Source organism: Bacillus vallismortis, assembly GCF_040784915.1.
GTDB classification, from domain to species: domain Bacteria; phylum Bacillota; class Bacilli; order Bacillales; family Bacillaceae; genus Bacillus; species Bacillus subtilis_G.
In genome coordinates this window covers 4,012,674-4,029,567 of the sequence record NZ_CP160797.1, presented here as the reverse complement: position 1 = coordinate 4,029,567, position 16,894 = coordinate 4,012,674, and the positions used below count along the sequence as shown (strand labels likewise).

The following is a 16,894-nucleotide window of genomic DNA, read 5'->3' as shown; positions in this document are numbered from 1 at the left end:
CATGCAGTCAATGATAAATTGGAAAAAACCTTTTAATTTATATCTGTTCAAAAAGGTACTTTGTATCATATCGACCGAATCTTTCATTTATTAACAGCTGATGATCTTTTTTGTTTCTCTTAATTTATTGAATAAATCTCCGCAAATACCTCTTGAACCAATTCAAACCGTCCCTTATAATGCTAATATTGGAAAGAAAAAATGATAGGATAAAAACATTGGTTTTCTAGGGTTCCGCAATGCATATTGGACTGTGACCGAGAGAAAACACATAACAGCCCGGCTGTTATGACACGGTGGGATAAAAGCCCAGGAGTTTCTGCTCTTTTGCGAGAGCGTACTCCTGGGCTTTTTTGTTGATACTATCTGGAGAAGGAGTGTTTTGTGGTGAAAAAGAAAATGCTTGATGTGCTGATGCTTGTGATTGGCGCTTTTTTCTTCGCGCTTGCGGTGAATTTGTTTGCGATTCCCAATGACCTTGGGGAAGGCGGGGTCACTGGGATTACGCTGATTTTATACTATATCTTTCAATGGTCTCCCGGTGTGACAAACTTTATTTTAAATGCATTTTTGCTCTTAATCGGCTACAAATTTCTAGACGGTAAAACCACGGTCTATACCATCATTGCTGTTGCGGCGAATTCGCTATTCCTCCATCTGACACATGGGTGGAGCACTCCGTCTGATGAATTGATCATTAATACGATTTTCGCGGGTGTTTTTGCGGGAGTCGGGATCGGAATGATTATCCGGGTCGGGGGGACGACAGCCGGCTCTGCGATTTTGGCCAGAATCGCTAATAAATATTTAGATTGGAATATTAGTTATGCGTTATTGTTTTTTGATTTAATCGTGGTATTTAGCTCTTACTTTATCATTGGCGCGGAAAAAATGATGTTCACGATCGTGATGCTGTATATCGGTACGAAAGTGATGGACTTTATTATTGAAGGCTTGAATACGAAAAAAGCCATTACGGTCATTTCAGAACATAAGAGTGAGATTTCAGAGAAGGTAAATAACTTGATGGATCGGGGTGTGACGATTTTATCAGGGAAGGGAAGCTATACAGGCCAGTCAAAAGAGATTTTATATATTGTCATTAACAAACAAGAGCTGTCTATGCTGAAGAAAATCATCAGAAGCTGTGACAAAAAAGCGTTTGTGATCGTTCATGACGTACGTGATGTGTTTGGCGAAGGGTTTGTTGATATATCGAAATAAAGAAAAATCCCTCTGCACTTGATGCAGAGGGATTTGTTCGTTTAGAACGGATATTTGCGGTATTGCTTCTGGATCGAAATCCATTTCGTTACGGTAAACTCTTCGACCACCCACGGATTTCCGAAGCGGCCGACACCGCTTGCTTTGTTTCCGCCAAAGGCGATATTCGGTGAATCATTGACAGACTGGTCGTTGACATGGGTCATGCCGCTGTCAATTTGCAGGGCGAACGTTTCACCTTTCTCTAAATCAGAAGTGAAAACTGCCGAGCTGAGCCCGTATTCAGTATCGTTTGCCATGTCAATCGCTTCCTGATCGCTGGAGGCTTTGATAATGGTGGCAATCGGGGCAAACAGCTCTGTTTGGGCAATTTTGCTGTTGTTGTCGGCGCCGACAAAGACATACGGTGTGAGTACGTTTCCGACGCGTTTTCCTTCAACCGCAAGCTCGATGCCATCTGCTTTTGCCTGCTCAATGATTTCCAGCGCTTTCTCGATTTGGCCCTCATTGATCAGCGGTCCGACTACGGTTTTCGGATCGGTTTGATCGCCGTACGGAAGCTCTTTGACACGTGCGGTGAATTTTTCAACAAATTCATCGTACACATCTTGATGAACGATGATTCTGTTGATAATCATGCATATCTGTCCCTGGTGAATAAATTTCCCGAAAATCGCTGCGTCTACGGCACGATCGACATCCGCGTCGGAAAGGACGGCAAATGGGTTGTTGCCGCCGAGCTCAAGGGCCATTCGCTTGAAGTTGCGCCCGGCGATTTCACCGATGTGGCGCCCGACTGCGGTTGATCCTGTAAAGCTGATTAATCTTGGGATTGGGTTTGTCAGCATGCCGTCTCCGATTTCCTTTAAGTCCGTCAACATGACGTTAAGGACACCCGCAGGAAGGCCGGCGTGTTCGAACGCTTTCGCAATGATGGTTCCGCCGGAAAGAGCGGTTTGGATATCAGGCTTGTGAACAACACTGTTTCCCAGCGCAATCGCAGGCGCAATCGTTCTCATTGATAAATTCATCGGAAAATTAAATGGAGAAATCGATGAAATCACGCCGAGCGGAAGGCGGTAAATCTTGTTGATTTTCCCTTCAATGTCGGATGGAACCTCTTTGATGCCGCCTAATTCGCCGGTATACGTAATGGCTTCATCTAAAATCGCAATGGTTTGTTCAAGCTCGATCGTGGCTTTAATGATCGTTCCGCCAGTTTCGCGGGAGATCATCATGATGATGTTATCGCGGTTTTCCTGTAAATAGCCTCGCGCTTTTTGCAGAACTGCTTTTCGATCTTCTGTTGTGCTCCTGGCCCACTTTTTTTGCGCCCGCTGTGCAATGTCAAACGCATCCTCCAGCTGCTTGCTTGTTGCCAAAGATGCTGTTGTAATCACAGACTGGTCGTATGGATTCAAGATATCCTCCGTACGTCCGCTTTCCCCTTCTGTCCATTTTCCGTTGATAAAACTTTTGTTTAACGCTTCTAAAGCCATTGATGATCATCCTCCTTTGGTCCTGCATTACTCTTCTATTTCCGTTGAGACCGACATGTAAACGAATCGGTTTTCCCTTTCAGTTTCTCGTCTGCTGTGCCGGATATACTCTTTTTTATTGGAGAACATGAGTGTTTCGCCTTATACTGGATATACAGATCCTTACATAAAGAGAGGAGACCATATGAAATCGCTGCTGGCTATTTATCCCGGTTCGATTGTGTCTGAAGAGCTTTGCGTACAGGAAGGCTGTCTATGTTTTTTTGATGAGAACAGTCAGAGATATATCTCCATTCCAAAAACAGAGATTAGCGAAAAAGAAATAATGCTGCTGCAGTCATTTTTGACGCCTGCGGATGAGGTCAATCAAATGTCTTTGAAGTCGGCGGAAGAAAACAAGTGGTTTGCGTTTCTTTTTTCTAGAGGGGAAGTGCCGGCGGATATAAAGAAGCGAACGAGATTTGTTCATTTTCATTTGATCGGTAATATAGAGCGGACGTCATTTGCGGAAGCTGTTCGTCATTTTTGGCCGGTGTCTTTTGTGATTGTGTGGATGCATGAGGACAGAGGCGTGATTGTCGAGCAGGAAAGTGAAGCGGCGGCGGGGAAGGACGAACTTGAATCGCTTGCTAAGGTTCTTGAGAGTGATTTCTACTTCAGTGTCCGTTTTTACGCCGGGAGATTTTATGAACCGGATGAGAGTCTCCGTACTCATTACGCCCGTGAACAGACGTATTTCCTCTTTGCTGAAAAGCGGCTGCCTCAGATGCAAAGTGTGACCTTTGATATGATCTTTCCTTTTTTATTATTAGAAACAGAAAAAGAAAAGCTGCAAACGCTGCTCTCTGAAGAAGCTGAGCTTTTATTTGAAAATGAATCTGAGCTGAGAAAGACAATCAAGCTCTTTATTGAAAACAACTCAAACGTGACGTTAACGGCGAAACAGCTGCATCTGCACCGCAACAGCCTGCAATATCGAATTGACAAGTTTGTTGAGCGGTCAGGGATAGACATTAAAACATATAAAGGCGCGCTGCTCGCCTATTTTATCTGCCTGCAAAGCAAAAGTTCAGAATAAATTGGAAATATGCACGAAAATGGCTGGTTGATTTTATGAACACTGCCCATATCAGTGATATGGAAATGCTGTTACACTCAAGTGAGGAAAGCGTTTACAATGATAAAGGGGGAATCAAGATGGCTGAATTGCGGATGGAGCACATTTATAAATATTATGAGCAGAAGGAAGCGGCTGTTGATGACTTTAACCTTCACATTGACGATAAGGAATTTATCGTATTCGTCGGCCCGTCCGGCTGCGGGAAATCAACGACGCTGCGGATGGTGGCAGGACTTGAAGAAATTTCAAAAGGCGATTTTTATATTGAGGGGAAACGGGTAAATGATGTAGCGCCAAAGGACAGGGATATCGCGATGGTCTTTCAAAACTACGCGCTCTATCCGCATATGACGGTCTACGATAATATCGCATTCGGGCTGAAACTTCGGAAAATGCCGAAGCCTGAAATCAAAAAAAGAGTAGAGGAAGCCGCTAAAATTCTCGGGCTGGAGGAATATTTGCACCGCAAACCGAAAGCGCTGTCAGGCGGACAGAGACAGCGGGTCGCGCTTGGACGGGCGATCGTGCGGGATGCAAAGGTGTTCCTGATGGATGAGCCTTTGTCGAACCTGGACGCCAAGCTGAGGGTGCAAATGCGTGCGGAAATTATTAAGCTCCACCAGAGACTGCAAACCACAACGATTTACGTGACGCATGACCAGACAGAAGCGCTGACGATGGCGACACGGATCGTGGTCATGAAAGACGGAAAAATCCAGCAGATCGGGACGCCAAAGGATGTATATGAATTCCCTGAAAACGTCTTTGTCGGCGGTTTTATCGGGTCACCAGCGATGAACTTTTTCAAAGGAAAGCTGACGGAAGGCGTCATCAAAATCGGTTCTGCGGCATTAACCGTGCCGGAAGGAAAAATGAAAGTGCTGCGTGAAAAGGGCTATATCGGCAAAGAAGTCATCTTCGGCATTCGTCCTGAGGATATTCATGATGAATTGATTGTCGTGGAATCGTATAAGAACTCTTCGATTAAAGCGAAAATCAATGTCGCAGAGCTGCTTGGTTCAGAAATCATGATTTATTCGCAGATCGAAAACCAAGACTTTATTGCGCGGATTGACGCCCGTCTCGATATTCAATCAGGTGATGAGCTGACGGTTGCGTTTGATATGAATAAAAGCCATTTCTTTGACAGTGAGACAGAAGTGAGAATTCGCTAAGTTCTAAACCGGACATGGAGACATGTCCGGTTTTTTTTCGCTCCAAGGTTTACAGAAAAAACCGCAGCGGGTAGTGGTTGGTAAGAAAGGAGAGATAGAGATGTGGCATGCGGCAATGTGGGGCGGGATCTCAGGCTCTGCTGTTTTGCTGGGCGCGCTGGCGTCCATGTTTTTTTCGATTCGCAAACAGATCATCGGCTATATTATGGCTTTTGGCACAGGGGTATTAATTGGCGCGGCTGCTTACGAACTTCTTGGGGATGCAGCGGCAGAAGGCGGGATGGTGTCGACGGGCGCCGGATTTATTGCAGGGGCGGTCGTTTTTACGATTTTTGATTACGCGGTTTCTAAAAGAGGCGCGTCACATAGAAAAAGATCGGGACAAGCAGCTGCCGGCGGAGGAGGAATCGCCATTTTTATCGGCACCGTCATGGACGCTGTCCCGGAATCGATTATGATTGGCGCCAGTCTTCTCGAAGAACAATCGGTCAGCTTCCTTTTGGTGATCGCTATTTTTATCAGCAATATACCTGAAGGGCTGTCCAGTACAACAGGAATGAAAAGCAGCGGGTATACCAGAACGAAAATTTTGCTGCTTTGGGCCGCAGTGCTCGTGATTTCAATTCTCGCTTCATGGTCAGGTTATTTCTTTCTAAACGGTGCTTCTGAAGAAGTGATGTCAGCAATCGCGGCGTTTGCGGGCGGGGGAATCATTGCGATGGTTGCGTCGACGATGATGCCCGAGGCGTACGAAGACAGCGGTCCAATGACAGGTTTAATCGCTGCACTTGGGCTGTTAACCTCGCTGGTTTTGAATCAGTTTTCTTAAATGTGCCGGTCATACTTCCATGTCCGGTTTTTTTGCTTGAAAATTTCAGAAAAAAACCGATGAAAAAGGAGGAAGAAATAGACAGAAAGCAGGAGAACGATGAAACAATTGATTTTAAGCATTTTTCTTTTGGGAAGCTGCTCGGCTCTGGCGGCTTGCGCTGATCAAGAGGCGAACGCGGAGCAGCAGATGCCGAAAGCGGAACAAAAGAAACCGGAAGAAAAGACAATACATGTTCAGAAAAAAGAGGACGATACATCCGCATGGATCAAAACAGAGAAACCGGCAAAGCTGCCGATTTTGATGTACCACAGCATTTCCTCAGGAAACAGCCTCCGTGTCCCGAAGGAAGAATTCGAAGCGCATATGAAATGGCTGCAAGATAACGGCTATCAGACATTAACGCCGAAAGAGGCGTACCTTATGCTGACGCAGGATAAAAAGCCGAGTGAGAAATGCGTGCTGATCACGTTTGATGACGGATACACCGACAATTATCAGGACGCGTATCCGGTGCTGAAAAAGTACGGGATGAAGGCGACGATTTTTATGATCGGCAAATCGATCGGACATCAACATCATCTGACAGAGAACCAAATGAAAGAAATGGCGCAGAACGGCGTATCGATTGAAAGCCATACAATTGACCACCTTGAACTGAACGGGTTATCGCCTGAACAGCAGTACAATGAGATGGCTGATTCGAAAAAGCTGTTTGACAACATGTTTCATCAAGAAACCTCCATCATCAGCTACCCGGTAGGGCGCTACAATGAGGAGACGCTGAAGGCAGCCGAAGAAACGGGCTATCAAATGGGCGTGACGACAGAACCGGGCGCGGCATCGAGAGACCAGGGTATGTACGCCCTCCACCGAGTGCGCGTGTCTCCGGGCATGTCAGGTGCGGCTTTTGGCGCATACATTGAGTCGATGAAATAAAAAAAGGCGGCGCTTAAACGCCGCCGCAGCGTGTCGACAAACCCTTGCATTCGTTGTTAAGCCTGTGCGTTGGTGCTCACGAATTAGGACATTCGCTCCGCTCCAATGCTCGCCTTTCCTAGACTTCAAGGGTTTTCAACCACGCTGAAAAGATGACAACATCCTAAAACTAAACCGTTTTAGGATGTTGTCAACAATCTGAGGCGGCGCTTAAACGCCGCCGTCTCCTCCTCCGCAGCCGGAATCACTGAAACTGCCGTCACTGCCGCATCCTCCGTTATGGTGCGAGCCATGGTCTGAATAACCCCCGAAAAACCCGCTGTCCGCATGCTGGCGGCTTTTGTTTTCCAAGGGCTTTGGCTGTACGACTGAAACGAAAACAATAATCGCTATAATGAATAAGATAATCACAATCACTTCTGGTCACTCCCTTTTCTCACCATATCTGTTATACGAACGAAACGCTGGCCGGTTTCATTTCAGAGAAATCGATTCCTTCAGCCGGTCTCTGAACCAGCGCTTCAACACCCCGTGTCCTTTGTTTGACAATAACGTGTTGACACGCCAATACATAGGGGGATGAGGTGCGAACTGAAAATCAATGAATCTGAAAAGCCAGCTTTTATCACGGGAGAGAGAGTCAATGGTAAGCTCGTCCTCATCTGCTTCAGAGCTGTAGGCGCTTTGTTTCTGTATATCCTCATCCTGCCGAACCGCCAAGATCCTCAATGCTTCCGCCATTTGTTTGTACCCGTCTTCCAGCAGTGAGGCGCCAAGGTTGTCAGCGCGCACCTCCATCCATTGTGAACAAAAGGATTGATAGAGCTGAAACAGGATGATGATTGCCATGATGAAAACCCAAAGCGCCACTTTATGGTCCGCGGGATGGGCGATATGCTGCTCAAATAAGAGGATGATCCCAACGACGGCTCCAAGATATAGAAAACGCAAAAGCTGTGATGACAAAACGTCACGTTTTTTAATATGAATCGCTTCATGGGCCACAATGCCTTCGATGACACGCTGCGGAAGTGTTAGTGTGGCGCTTGTCAGAATGACCATTGACCTTCCGACATTCATGCCGACTGCCATTCCGTTGTAATCATCACTCTCCGTCTCGTATATGCGGACATGGGAAATGCCGGCTTTGCGGAAAATTTTGTCGGCCGCTGTCTGTACATGCGGATGATGACAAGGCTTGGCATCCATTGCCGCCCGCAAAACAATGTCTGACAGGTACATATTGAAAATCCAGTACAACATCACGGCAACGGCCATGACCCATGGAGAGGTTTGCAATCCGTATAATGCGAGCACCAGTAAGGCGTAAGCTGACACGCCTTTTACGCTGGCGGCAAAATAAAGCTTCCCAAGCAGCCGCTTCACATTTTTTCTATGATAAAACGGCAAAACAGAAATCACAGTGTCCTCGTTGTTTTCCGCGTCTGTGTATTCCCGGAGAATCGCTTTCCATCTTTGCGGTTCCTTCACTGTCAGAAACAGCGTTTCACCGGGAAGGGACAGTTTGATGACTTGCTGAAAGCTTGTTGTCAAATCTACACGAGATGAATACATCGTCAGAAGCGGATGGAGCTTTAAGAGATCGGCTGTTGATTCAAGCTGGATGTCTTTCAAATCGGAAAGCGGGTATGTACGGGTTTCATAACGCGAGCTGATGTGCAATTTTTCTAAGGACGCCGAATACAAAACGGTTACACTGAAAACATTCCATATTCGTTTTACAAGTGCTCCTCCGCCGGAGATCATGCCGAAAAGGATCACATATTTGAGAGCGCTTGGATCAGGTCCATAGATGAAAAAAATAATGGCGCCCGCAAACACAACGGCGGTCAGCATGATGTCTGACAGGAGGCGTGTTTTGTTTCTGGCAAGCTCGATTTCCTGCCAGTCTCCCGAAGGTTTTTCCGCACGTTCTGACACTGTGAGATCCATTGCGGTCCAATAACAGTAAAACATTGTCGCGATCGAGACAATGCCGTCCATGAATGATTGATGAGAGAAGATATAAACAGCAGCGCAAACCCAAAGAACGATGTCAATCCAGAAGTCTATGAACGGAATGAGTTTTGCTGCCAGGGCTGATATAAAATATAATCCCAGCCCGAGAATCATAACGAGAAATAGATCTATTCCCATAGGCATGCTAGAGTCCTTTCTATCTGGTATTTCCAACTATTACTATACCATGGCGCGGGAATTTGCAAAAACAGGAATATGTAAAAAAAGCAAGCTCTTTCGTTTGACGAAGAACTTGCTTGCGGTGTATCAATAAAACTGGTGAAGCAGCAATAAGGTTAAGGACACTGTAATGGCTCCCCCGATTCGGGTAGACACCTGGGCGAATGGCATCAATTCAAGCCTTTCTGCGGCGCTTAAAATGGCGACGTCCCCGGTGCCGCCTTGTCCTGAGTGGCACGCATTGATAATGGCGGTCTCAATCGGATACATGTTCAGCCACTTTCCGGTGAAGAAGCCGACGGCCATCATGGTCACAACGACAGACAGAATCGTAATGATGTTGTTGAGATTAAAGGCGGCGACAAGCTTGTCCCACGGCGTCATGGACACCCCGATCGCAAAGAGCAGCGGGTAGGTCACAGCGGTTGAAAAGAAGCGGGACACCCCAAACGCGCCATTTTCAATTGAGGCGGGCGCCAATCTGAACAGCTTAATCAGAACAGCCAGTAACAGCATGGCAACGGGTGCCGGAAATCCAAAAAAGTCGTGAGCGAGCATGCCGACTAAGTATAAAGAAACAGCAAGGATACCGCCTGACGCAAATAAGGAAAGGTTGAACATTTGCTGTCCGCTTTGCGATTCTTCCAGCGCAGGGGACTCTTCTTCAGATCGGTCCACTTTGCCGTTGCCTGTCCATTCCGGTTTTTTCTTACCGATTCTGTTCAGCAATCCCGCTAGAATGATCGCGCACAGACTGCCCAGCATGATCGACGGCAGAACAAGTGCAAACGCTTCCCCTTGAGACATCGGCATGATGTCAGAATAACCGATGGACAGCGGGATAGCGCCTTCTCCGACACCCCCTGCCATGATAGGGATGACGATGTACAGCAATGTGTGCTGAAATCCGAGCCCGAGCGATGTGCCGACAGCCAGTCCGACAATAGCGGCTGCGACAGAACCGGCAATAAGCGGAATAAAGATTTTCATGAATGCTTTTATGAGTGTTTCTCTTTTCATGCCGAGGATGCTTCCGACGACAATCCCAGCGATAAATAAGTATAGAAAGTTTGAGTTTTCTGTAAATTCTGTGGTGGATTTGACGATATCATTAGGCAGCAGGTGATAGTAGACGACAGCGGACGGAATAAAAGTAGCTAGGATGGCTGGGCCGCCGATAGAACGAACAATCGGTATCGATTTACCGATTTGGGCAAAGGTAAACCCGAAAAAAGCCATGACGGCAATGGATGTCAAGATGTCACTTTTCACATCGTGATGCATAACAAAAACAGTGATTAATATAAACAGCAAGGCATACACAGGAAGCGGTATAATGCCTACTTTTATATTCATGGCTCTCGCAAACCAATTCTCTTTTCGAACCCCTTCGTGAATTGTATCCGTTTGCAATTGCATTTGGGTTTGAAGCTCTCCCATTGAAAAACCTCCCCTATTCTTGATGCAGTGAAATTGTTCACTACATGAATTATACTAAAAAATTGAAATGTTTAATATATTAAAAATTTACTATTCAGGTTTTCAAATCTTCCCGGTTCAAATAGAAAGAGGCATTCCGACTAAAAACGGTCTATGACGGAGTGCTGAGAAGCGAGGGCTGGTGACGGACAAGCATTTTATTCGCAAGGAACGAAATGTTGATGTACGATAATAAAGGGTCATTTATCCTAGCATCCGTCATAAATCCTCAACAAAATAGACAATAATCCGTCACACAGTGCGGGACTTTTTAGGTATTTTGGTCTTTATTTTTGAAATAAATCGTTGTAAAGTACTTAATATGAACCAGTAAGAGAATGTGTCATTTGATCAGTCTGGCAATCAGGAATCATATTGAATGATTTTTTGACATGTTTGTGAAATATTGAACAAATATTTTTTTTCGTCTGCTTTGTGAATTGGTGATCAAAGTATCGCTTTTATTTGTGAAATAGTGAGCAAAATGCAGTTTTTAACCGGAAATGGAGGAGAAAGCATGAGTGAATTAGTTTTAGCCCGCATTCAATTTGCATCAACAACATTGTTTCACTTCTTGTTTGTGCCGTTGTCTATTGGGCTTGTGTTTATGGTTGCGTTGATGGAGACTCTTTATCTTGTGAAAAAAAATGAGCTGTACCTCAAAATGGCAAAGTTTTGGGGACACTTATTCTTAATCAATTTTGCAGTCGGTGTTGTAACGGGGATTTTGCAAGAATTCCAGTTTGGAATGAACTGGTCTGATTACTCCCGTTTTGTCGGAGATGTATTTGGCGCTCCGCTTGCGATTGAAGCATTATTGGCGTTTTTCATGGAATCGATCTTTATCGGATTGTGGATTTTCGGCTGGGACCGCCTGCCGAAAAAAATTCACGTTCTCTGCATTTGGCTCGTATCATTTGGAACGATTATGTCGTCTTTCTGGATTTTAACCGCGAACTCCTTTATGCAGGAGCCTGTCGGCTTTACGATCAAAAATGGCCGCGCGGAAATGAACGACTTTGCCGCGCTGATTACAAACCCTCAGCTTTGGGTTGAATTTCCGCACGTCATTTTCGGTGCGCTTGCCACCGGGGCTTTCTTTATCGCCGGAGTGAGTGCTTTTAAACTATTGAAGAAAAAAGAAGTGCCGTTTTTCAAACAATCTTTTAAACTCGCAATGATTGTCGGCCTTTGTGCCGGTCTTGGCGTCGCACTTAGCGGACACGCGCAGGCTGAGCACTTGATGGAATCACAGCCGATGAAAATGGCTGCCAGCGAAGGCCTTTGGGAAGACAGCGGTGACCCTGCTGCTTGGACGGCTTTTGCCACGATTGATACAACAAATGAAAAAAGCTCAAATGAAATCAAAGTTCCTTATGCTTTGAGCTACTTGGCGTATCAAAAATTCAGCGGAAGTGTCAAAGGGATGAAAACACTTCAGGCTGAGTACGAAAAAATATACGGAAAAGGCGACTACATTCCGCCTGTAAAAACGACATTCTGGAGCTTCCGCATCATGGTTGGCGCAGGTGTTGTCATGATTCTTGCTGCGTTAGGCGGCCTTTGGTTAAACCGCCGCAAAAAGCTTGAAAACAGCAAATGGTATTTGCGCATCATGATCGCGTTGATTTCCTTCCCGTTTATTGCGAACTCCGCGGGCTGGATTATGACAGAAATCGGACGCCAGCCTTGGACGGTTATGGGCTTAATGACAACCGCTCAATCTGTGTCGCCTAACGTAACAGCCGGCTCCCTGTTATTCTCAATCATCGCGTTCGGTGTGATGTACTTGATTCTGGGGGCGCTGCTTGCCTTCTTATTCGTCCGTGAAATTAAAAAAGGCGCGGAGCATGGTGATCATCATGATGCTCCTGTATCAACAGATCCATTTAGTCAGGAGGTATACCATGTCTCTTCATGATCTTTGGTTTATACTCGTTGCTGTATTGTTTGTAGGTTTCTTCTTTTTAGAAGGCTTTGATTTCGGGGTCGGCATGGCGACCCGTTTTCTTGGCCATAATGAATTAGAACGCAGAGTGCTGATCAACACGATCGGACCGTTTTGGGATGCGAATGAAGTATGGCTTTTGACTGGTGCAGGCGCCATTTTCGCGGCATTTCCGAACTGGTATGCAACGATGCTGAGCGGTTATTACATTCCGTTTGTCATTGTGCTGCTTGCATTAATAGGCCGCGGGGTCGCGTTTGAATTCCGCGGCAAGGTTGATCATTTAAAATGGGTAAAGGTTTGGGACTGGGTCGTTTTCTTCGGCAGTCTGATTCCTCCGTTTATGCTTGGTGTGCTGTTCGCGACATTATTCCGCGGGATGCCGATTGATGCCGATATGAACATTCACGCGCAAGTATCCGATTATTTCAATGTGTACTCTGTACTTGGCGGTGTGACTGTAACACTTCTTTGCTTCCAGCACGGATTAATGTTTATCACGCTGCGTACGATCGGTGATTTGCAAAACCGCGCCCGGAACATGGCGCAAAAGATAATGGGTGTTGTTTTTGTAGTGGTTCTAGCTTTCGCGGCTCTTTCTGCCTATCAGACAGACATGTTTACACGCCGCGGCGAGATAACCATTCCGCTCGTTGTTTTGATTGTCATCTGCTTTATGCTCGCGGCTGTCTTTATCCGTAAGAAAAAAGACGGCTGGACATTTGGGATGACTGGCGCGGGGCTGGCGCTGACTGTAGGAATGATCTTTATTTCATTATTCCCTCGGGTCATGGTCAGCTCGCTTCAAAGCGCGTACGATTTAACAGTAGCTAACGCTTCTTCCGGTGATTATTCGCTTAAAGTCATGTCAATTGCGGCATTAACCCTATTGCCGTTTGTAATCGGCAGTCAGATCTGGAGCTATTATGTCTTCCGGAAGCGCGTCAGCCATAAGGAGCCTATGACTTATTAATGGGAAAAGACCTGTTTCGATATAAAGGAATGAAGCGGATTCTCACCGTGATTACTTGTTTAACGCTGATTCAGACAGCTGCCATTATTATGCAGGCAGAGTGGCTGAGTGAAGCCGTAACCGGACTGTTCAACGGGAAGAGCATGGCCTCCCTGTTTCCGGTGATCGGCTTTTTCCTCATCGCTTTTGTCGCCCGGCACGGGGTGACGGTGGCACGCCAGAAAATCGTCTATCAATATGCCGCCCGGACAGGAGCCGATTTGAGAAAGAGTTTTCTTGATCAGCTGTTCCGGTTAGGTCCCCGCTTTGCAAAGAAAGAGGGGACGGGGCAAATGGTGACGCTGGCGATGGAAGGCATCAGCCAGTTCCGCCGCTACCTGGAGCTGTTTCTGCCGAAAATGGTCAGCATGGCGATTGTGCCGGCGGCGGTTGTCATTTATGTGTTTTTTCAGGATCGCACGTCAGCCGTCATTTTAGCCGCTGCGATGCCGATTCTGATCATCTTTATGATTCTCCTCGGCCTTGTCGCGCAGAGAAAAGCGGATCGCCAGTGGAAATCCTATCAGAGACTTTCCAATCATTTTGTTGATTCTCTTCGCGGGCTGGAGACATTGCGTTTTTTAGGTTTGAGCAAGTCGCACAGCAAAAACATTTTCTACGTTAGTGAGCGGTATCGCAAAGCAACGATGAGCACACTTCGGGTGGCATTTTTATCTTCATTCGCCCTCGATTTTTTCACGATGCTGTCAGTGGCGACAGTTGCAGTGTTTTTGGGCCTGCGCCTTATTGACGGAGATATTTTGCTTGGTCCCGCCTTAACGGCGCTCATTCTGGCACCTGAGTATTTTCTGCCGGTGCGGGAAGTGGGGAATGATTATCATGCAACGCTGAACGGACAGGAAGCAGGCAAAACCATTCAAGAGATTTTGTCGCAGCCTGGTTTTAAAAAAGAGGCGCCGCTTCAGCTTGGGACGTGGTCCGAACAGGATGAGCTGAAAGTGTCCGGCGTGTCAGTCGGCCGGTCGGTGTCCGATATTGATTTGTCATTGAAAGGCAAGAAAAAAATCGGCATCATCGGTGCAAGCGGTGCCGGGAAATCAACATTCATTGATGTCCTTGGCGGATTTTTGGAGCCTGATGACGGTATGATCGAGGTCAATGGCTCAAGCCGGTCCCACTTGCAGGACGGAAGCTGGCAGAAAAACCTCCTTTATATCCCGCAGCATCCGTACATTTTTGATGACACGCTGGCGAACAACATTCGCTTTTACCATCCAAGCGCGTCGGCCGAGGATACAGCCCGCGCCGCTGCCTCGGCGGGACTGACGGAGCTGGTGGACAAACTTCCGGACGGATTAGAGGGACGGATCGGGGAAGGCGGCCGGGCGCTCAGCGGCGGCCAGGCTCAGCGTGTCGCACTGGCCCGTGCCTTTTTGGGAAACCGCCCAATCCTGCTGCTGGATGAGCCGACCGCCCATCTTGATATCGAAACAGAATATGAATTAAAAGAAACGATGCTGGATTTATTTGAGGATAAGCTCGTCTTTCTCGCGACACACCGCCTTCACTGGATGCTCGATATGGATGAAATCATCGTGCTTGACGGGGGCAGGGTTGCAGAAATCGGGACTCACGATGAATTGCTGGCGACAAACGGTGTGTACACCAAACTGGTGAAGGCGCAACTGGGGGAAAGAGCATGAAGAAAGAAGAATGGATTCTGCCGTATATCAAGCAAAATGCCCGCCTTTTCGTTCTGGTTATCTTGTTGGGAGCGGTGACGATTTTTTCTGCTGCTTTTCTCATGTTCACCTCAGGATTTTTGATCTCGAAGGCGGCGACAAGGCCGGAAAACATCCTGCTCATTTATGTGCCGATTGTCGCTGTGCGCACCTTTGGGATTGCACGGTCTGTGTCACGATATGCGGAACGCCTTGTCGGCCATCACATCATTTTAAAAATCGTGTCCGACATGCGCGTCCGCCTTTACAACATGCTTGAGCCGGGTGCTTTGATGCTGCGTTCCCGATTTCGCACGGGGGATATGCTCGGCATTTTGTCGGAGGATATTGAGCATTTGCAGGATGCCTTCTTAAAAACGATTTTTCCTGCGATCTCGGCCTTGCTTCTGTATGCTGTTTCAGTAATCGCGCTTGGCTTCTTCTCTTGGCCGTTTGCCATATTGCTTGCGCTTTACTTGTTTGTTCTTGTTATACTGTTTCCGGTTGTGTCTTTGCTCGTGACGAGAGCGAAGAATGCGAAGCTGAAAAGCGGGCGGAATGTGCTGTACAGCCGGCTGACAGATGCCGTGATGGGTGTCAGCGACTGGATGTTCAGCGGACGCCGGCATGCTTTTATTGATTCCTATGAAAAAGAAGAACATGCTTGGTTTGAGCTTGAACGGAACAAACAGCGCTTCACAAGATGGCGGGATTTCGCCGCGCAATGCTTTGTCGCGGGCCTCATTTTGCTGATGCTGTTTTGGACGGCGGGGCAGCATGCAGACGGCGAACTCGCCAAAACGATGATTGCGGCCTTTGTGCTAGTGGTGTTCCCTTTGACGGAAGCCTTTCTGCCGCTTTCAGATGCTTTGGGCGAAGTGCCCAGCTATCAGGATTCCATCAGACGCATGAACAAGGTAGCCCCTCAAACGGAAGCGTCACAAACAGAATCAGCGGCTGAAACGCTCGATCTCCAAGATGTCACACTGTCCTTTCGTGATGTGGCGTTTGCTTATGATAACAGCAGCCGAGTGCTGAACGGCTTTTCCTTTACGCTGGGCCAAGGAGAAAAAATGGCGCTGCTCGGCCGGAGCGGGTCTGGGAAATCAACGTCGCTCGCATTAATCGAGGGCGCCTTAAAGCCGGATTCAGGATCTGTGACGTTAAACGGAGTGGAGACCGAGCTGTTAAAGGATCAGATTGCTGATACGGTAGCTGTGTTAAATCAAAAACCTCATCTGTTTGATACAAGCATTCTGAACAACATCAGGCTTGGAAATGGCGACGCAAGCGACGAGGATGTGCGCCGTGCTGCAAAGCAGGTGAAGTTGCATGATTATATTGAGTCACTGCCTGACGGATATCATACATCTGTTCAGGAAACCGGCATCCGGTTTTCCGGAGGGGAGCGCCAGCGGATCGCACTCGCCCGGATTTTGCTGCAGGATACGCCGATCATCATCCTCGATGAGCCGACAGTCGGACTCGATCCCATTACAGAACGCGAACTAATGAATACGGTGTTTGACGTACTGAAAGGAAAAACGATTTTATGGATTACGCACCACCTCGCGGGAGTGGAAGCGGCGGATAAAATTGTGTTTCTCGAAAACGGCAAAACAGAAATGGAAGGAACGCATGAGGAACTGCTGGCGGCAAACGAACGGTATCGCCGCCTGTATCATCTTGATGTTCCTGTGAAATAAGACAGCTCCCTAAGGCTGTCTTTTTTTGTTTGAAATAGAAAAGGTACAGGAAAAATAGGAAGAGAAAGCAGAGGAGGGATAG

13 protein-coding genes and 1 riboswitch are annotated in these 16,894 nt (G+C 47.1%); of the genes, 9 read left to right on the top strand and 4 right to left on the bottom strand.

Annotation, left to right across the window (positions count from 1 at the left end; translation table 11 throughout):
- Positions 1-215 precede the first annotated feature (215 nt).
- A riboswitch (guanidine-I (ykkC/yxkD leader) is annotated at positions 216-318 on the top strand.
- A gap of 69 nt (positions 319-387) precedes the next feature.
- Complete coding sequence (locus ABZM97_RS20150) at positions 388-1,224, top strand: YitT family protein (protein ID WP_087993255.1); 837 nt, start codon at positions 388-390, stop codon at positions 1,222-1,224.
- A gap of 41 nt (positions 1,225-1,265) precedes the next feature.
- Here ABZM97_RS20150 and ABZM97_RS20145 read toward each other — a convergent pair whose 3' ends face one another.
- On the bottom strand, positions 1,266-2,723 hold the full coding sequence (locus tag ABZM97_RS20145; RefSeq protein WP_087993254.1) for an aldehyde dehydrogenase family protein: 1,458 nt from the start codon (positions 2,721-2,723) through the stop codon (positions 1,266-1,268).
- A 184-nt stretch (positions 2,724-2,907) separates the two neighbouring features.
- On the opposite strand from ABZM97_RS20145, the gene ABZM97_RS20140 reads away from it, so the two are divergent.
- The 4 genes from ABZM97_RS20140 (at position 2,908) to ABZM97_RS20125 (ending at position 6,786) form a co-directional block, all read left to right on the top strand.
- Entirely contained in the window at positions 2,908-3,801 is an 894-nt protein-coding gene (locus ABZM97_RS20140; protein WP_087993253.1) for a CdaR family transcriptional regulator, read from the top strand.
- A 119-nt stretch (positions 3,802-3,920) separates the two neighbouring features.
- Complete coding sequence (gene msmX / locus ABZM97_RS20135) at positions 3,921-5,018, top strand: maltodextrin ABC transporter ATP-binding protein MsmX (RefSeq protein WP_087993252.1); 1,098 nt, start codon at positions 3,921-3,923, stop codon at positions 5,016-5,018.
- Between the two features lie 100 nt (positions 5,019-5,118).
- The gene (locus ABZM97_RS20130) at positions 5,119-5,847 is read left to right on the top strand and encodes a ZIP family metal transporter (protein ID WP_289348744.1); all 729 of its coding nucleotides are present in this window, start codon (positions 5,119-5,121) and stop codon (positions 5,845-5,847) included.
- 99 nt (positions 5,848-5,946) lie between these two features.
- Positions 5,947-6,786 carry a polysaccharide deacetylase family protein gene (locus ABZM97_RS20125; protein ID WP_253268678.1) on the top strand — a complete coding sequence of 280 codons (840 nt, stop codon included), beginning with the start codon at positions 5,947-5,949 and terminating at the stop codon, positions 6,784-6,786.
- A gap of 210 nt (positions 6,787-6,996) precedes the next feature.
- Here the strand turns inward: ABZM97_RS20125 and ABZM97_RS20120 are convergent, their stop codons facing one another.
- The 3 genes from ABZM97_RS20120 to cimH form a co-directional block, all read right to left on the bottom strand.
- Positions 6,997-7,203, bottom strand: a complete 207-nt coding sequence (locus ABZM97_RS20120) for a hypothetical protein (RefSeq protein ID WP_253268677.1) — start codon at positions 7,201-7,203, stop codon at positions 6,997-6,999.
- A gap of 57 nt (positions 7,204-7,260) precedes the next feature.
- The gene (locus tag ABZM97_RS20115) at positions 7,261-8,949 is read right to left on the bottom strand and encodes a M56 family metallopeptidase (RefSeq protein ID WP_333516365.1); all 1,689 of its coding nucleotides are present in this window, start codon (positions 8,947-8,949) and stop codon (positions 7,261-7,263) included.
- A gap of 123 nt (positions 8,950-9,072) precedes the next feature.
- Entirely contained in the window at positions 9,073-10,425 is a 1,353-nt protein-coding gene (gene cimH / locus ABZM97_RS20110) for a citrate/malate transporter CimH (RefSeq protein WP_202327857.1), read from the bottom strand.
- A 556-nt stretch (positions 10,426-10,981) separates the two neighbouring features.
- On the opposite strand from cimH, the gene cydA reads away from it, so the two are divergent.
- The 4 genes from cydA to cydC are packed head-to-tail and all read left to right on the top strand — an operon-like array spanning position 10,982 to position 16,812.
- Positions 10,982-12,385 carry a cytochrome ubiquinol oxidase subunit I gene (cydA, locus tag ABZM97_RS20105; protein ID WP_087993246.1) on the top strand — a complete coding sequence of 468 codons (1,404 nt, stop codon included), beginning with the start codon at positions 10,982-10,984 and terminating at the stop codon, positions 12,383-12,385.
- Positions 12,372-13,385, top strand: coding sequence for a cytochrome d ubiquinol oxidase subunit II (gene cydB / locus ABZM97_RS20100; protein ID WP_367387083.1), 1,014 nt, complete (start codon positions 12,372-12,374; stop codon positions 13,383-13,385). The genes cydA and cydB overlap by 14 nt, the downstream gene beginning before the upstream one ends.
- Entirely contained in the window at positions 13,385-15,088 is a 1,704-nt protein-coding gene (gene cydD, locus ABZM97_RS20095; RefSeq protein WP_202327859.1) for a thiol reductant ABC exporter subunit CydD, read from the top strand. Before cydB ends, cydD begins: the two co-directional genes overlap by 1 nt.
- Positions 15,085-16,812 (top strand): thiol reductant ABC exporter subunit CydC, encoded by a 1,728-nt coding sequence (gene cydC, locus ABZM97_RS20090; protein ID WP_087993244.1) that lies wholly within the window; start codon positions 15,085-15,087, stop codon positions 16,810-16,812. Before cydD ends, cydC begins: the two co-directional genes overlap by 4 nt.
- Positions 16,813-16,894 lie beyond the last annotated feature (82 nt).

Bases quoted from the DNA above. Each gene is read 5' to 3' on its own strand.
- cimH (WP_202327857.1), bottom strand. From the start codon at position 10,425: ATGGGAGAGCTTCAAACCCAAATGCAATTGCAAACGGATACAATTCAC.
- ABZM97_RS20130 (WP_289348744.1), top strand. From the start codon at position 5,119: ATGTGGCATGCGGCAATGTGGGGCGGGATCTCAGGCTCTGCTGTTTTG.
- ABZM97_RS20145 (WP_087993254.1), bottom strand. From the start codon at position 2,723: ATGGCTTTAGAAGCGTTAAACAAAAGTTTTATCAACGGAAAATGGACA.
- msmX (WP_087993252.1), top strand. From the start codon at position 3,921: ATGGCTGAATTGCGGATGGAGCACATTTATAAATATTATGAGCAGAAG.
- ABZM97_RS20140 (WP_087993253.1), top strand. From the start codon at position 2,908: ATGAAATCGCTGCTGGCTATTTATCCCGGTTCGATTGTGTCTGAAGAG.
- cydC (WP_087993244.1), top strand. From the start codon at position 15,085: ATGAAGAAAGAAGAATGGATTCTGCCGTATATCAAGCAAAATGCCCGC.
- cydA (WP_087993246.1), top strand. From the start codon at position 10,982: ATGAGTGAATTAGTTTTAGCCCGCATTCAATTTGCATCAACAACATTG.
- cydD (WP_202327859.1), top strand. From the start codon at position 13,385: ATGGGAAAAGACCTGTTTCGATATAAAGGAATGAAGCGGATTCTCACC.
- ABZM97_RS20115 (WP_333516365.1), bottom strand. From the start codon at position 8,949: ATGCCTATGGGAATAGATCTATTTCTCGTTATGATTCTCGGGCTGGGA.
- ABZM97_RS20125 (WP_253268678.1), top strand. From the start codon at position 5,947: ATGAAACAATTGATTTTAAGCATTTTTCTTTTGGGAAGCTGCTCGGCT.
- cydB (WP_367387083.1), top strand. From the start codon at position 12,372: ATGTCTCTTCATGATCTTTGGTTTATACTCGTTGCTGTATTGTTTGTA.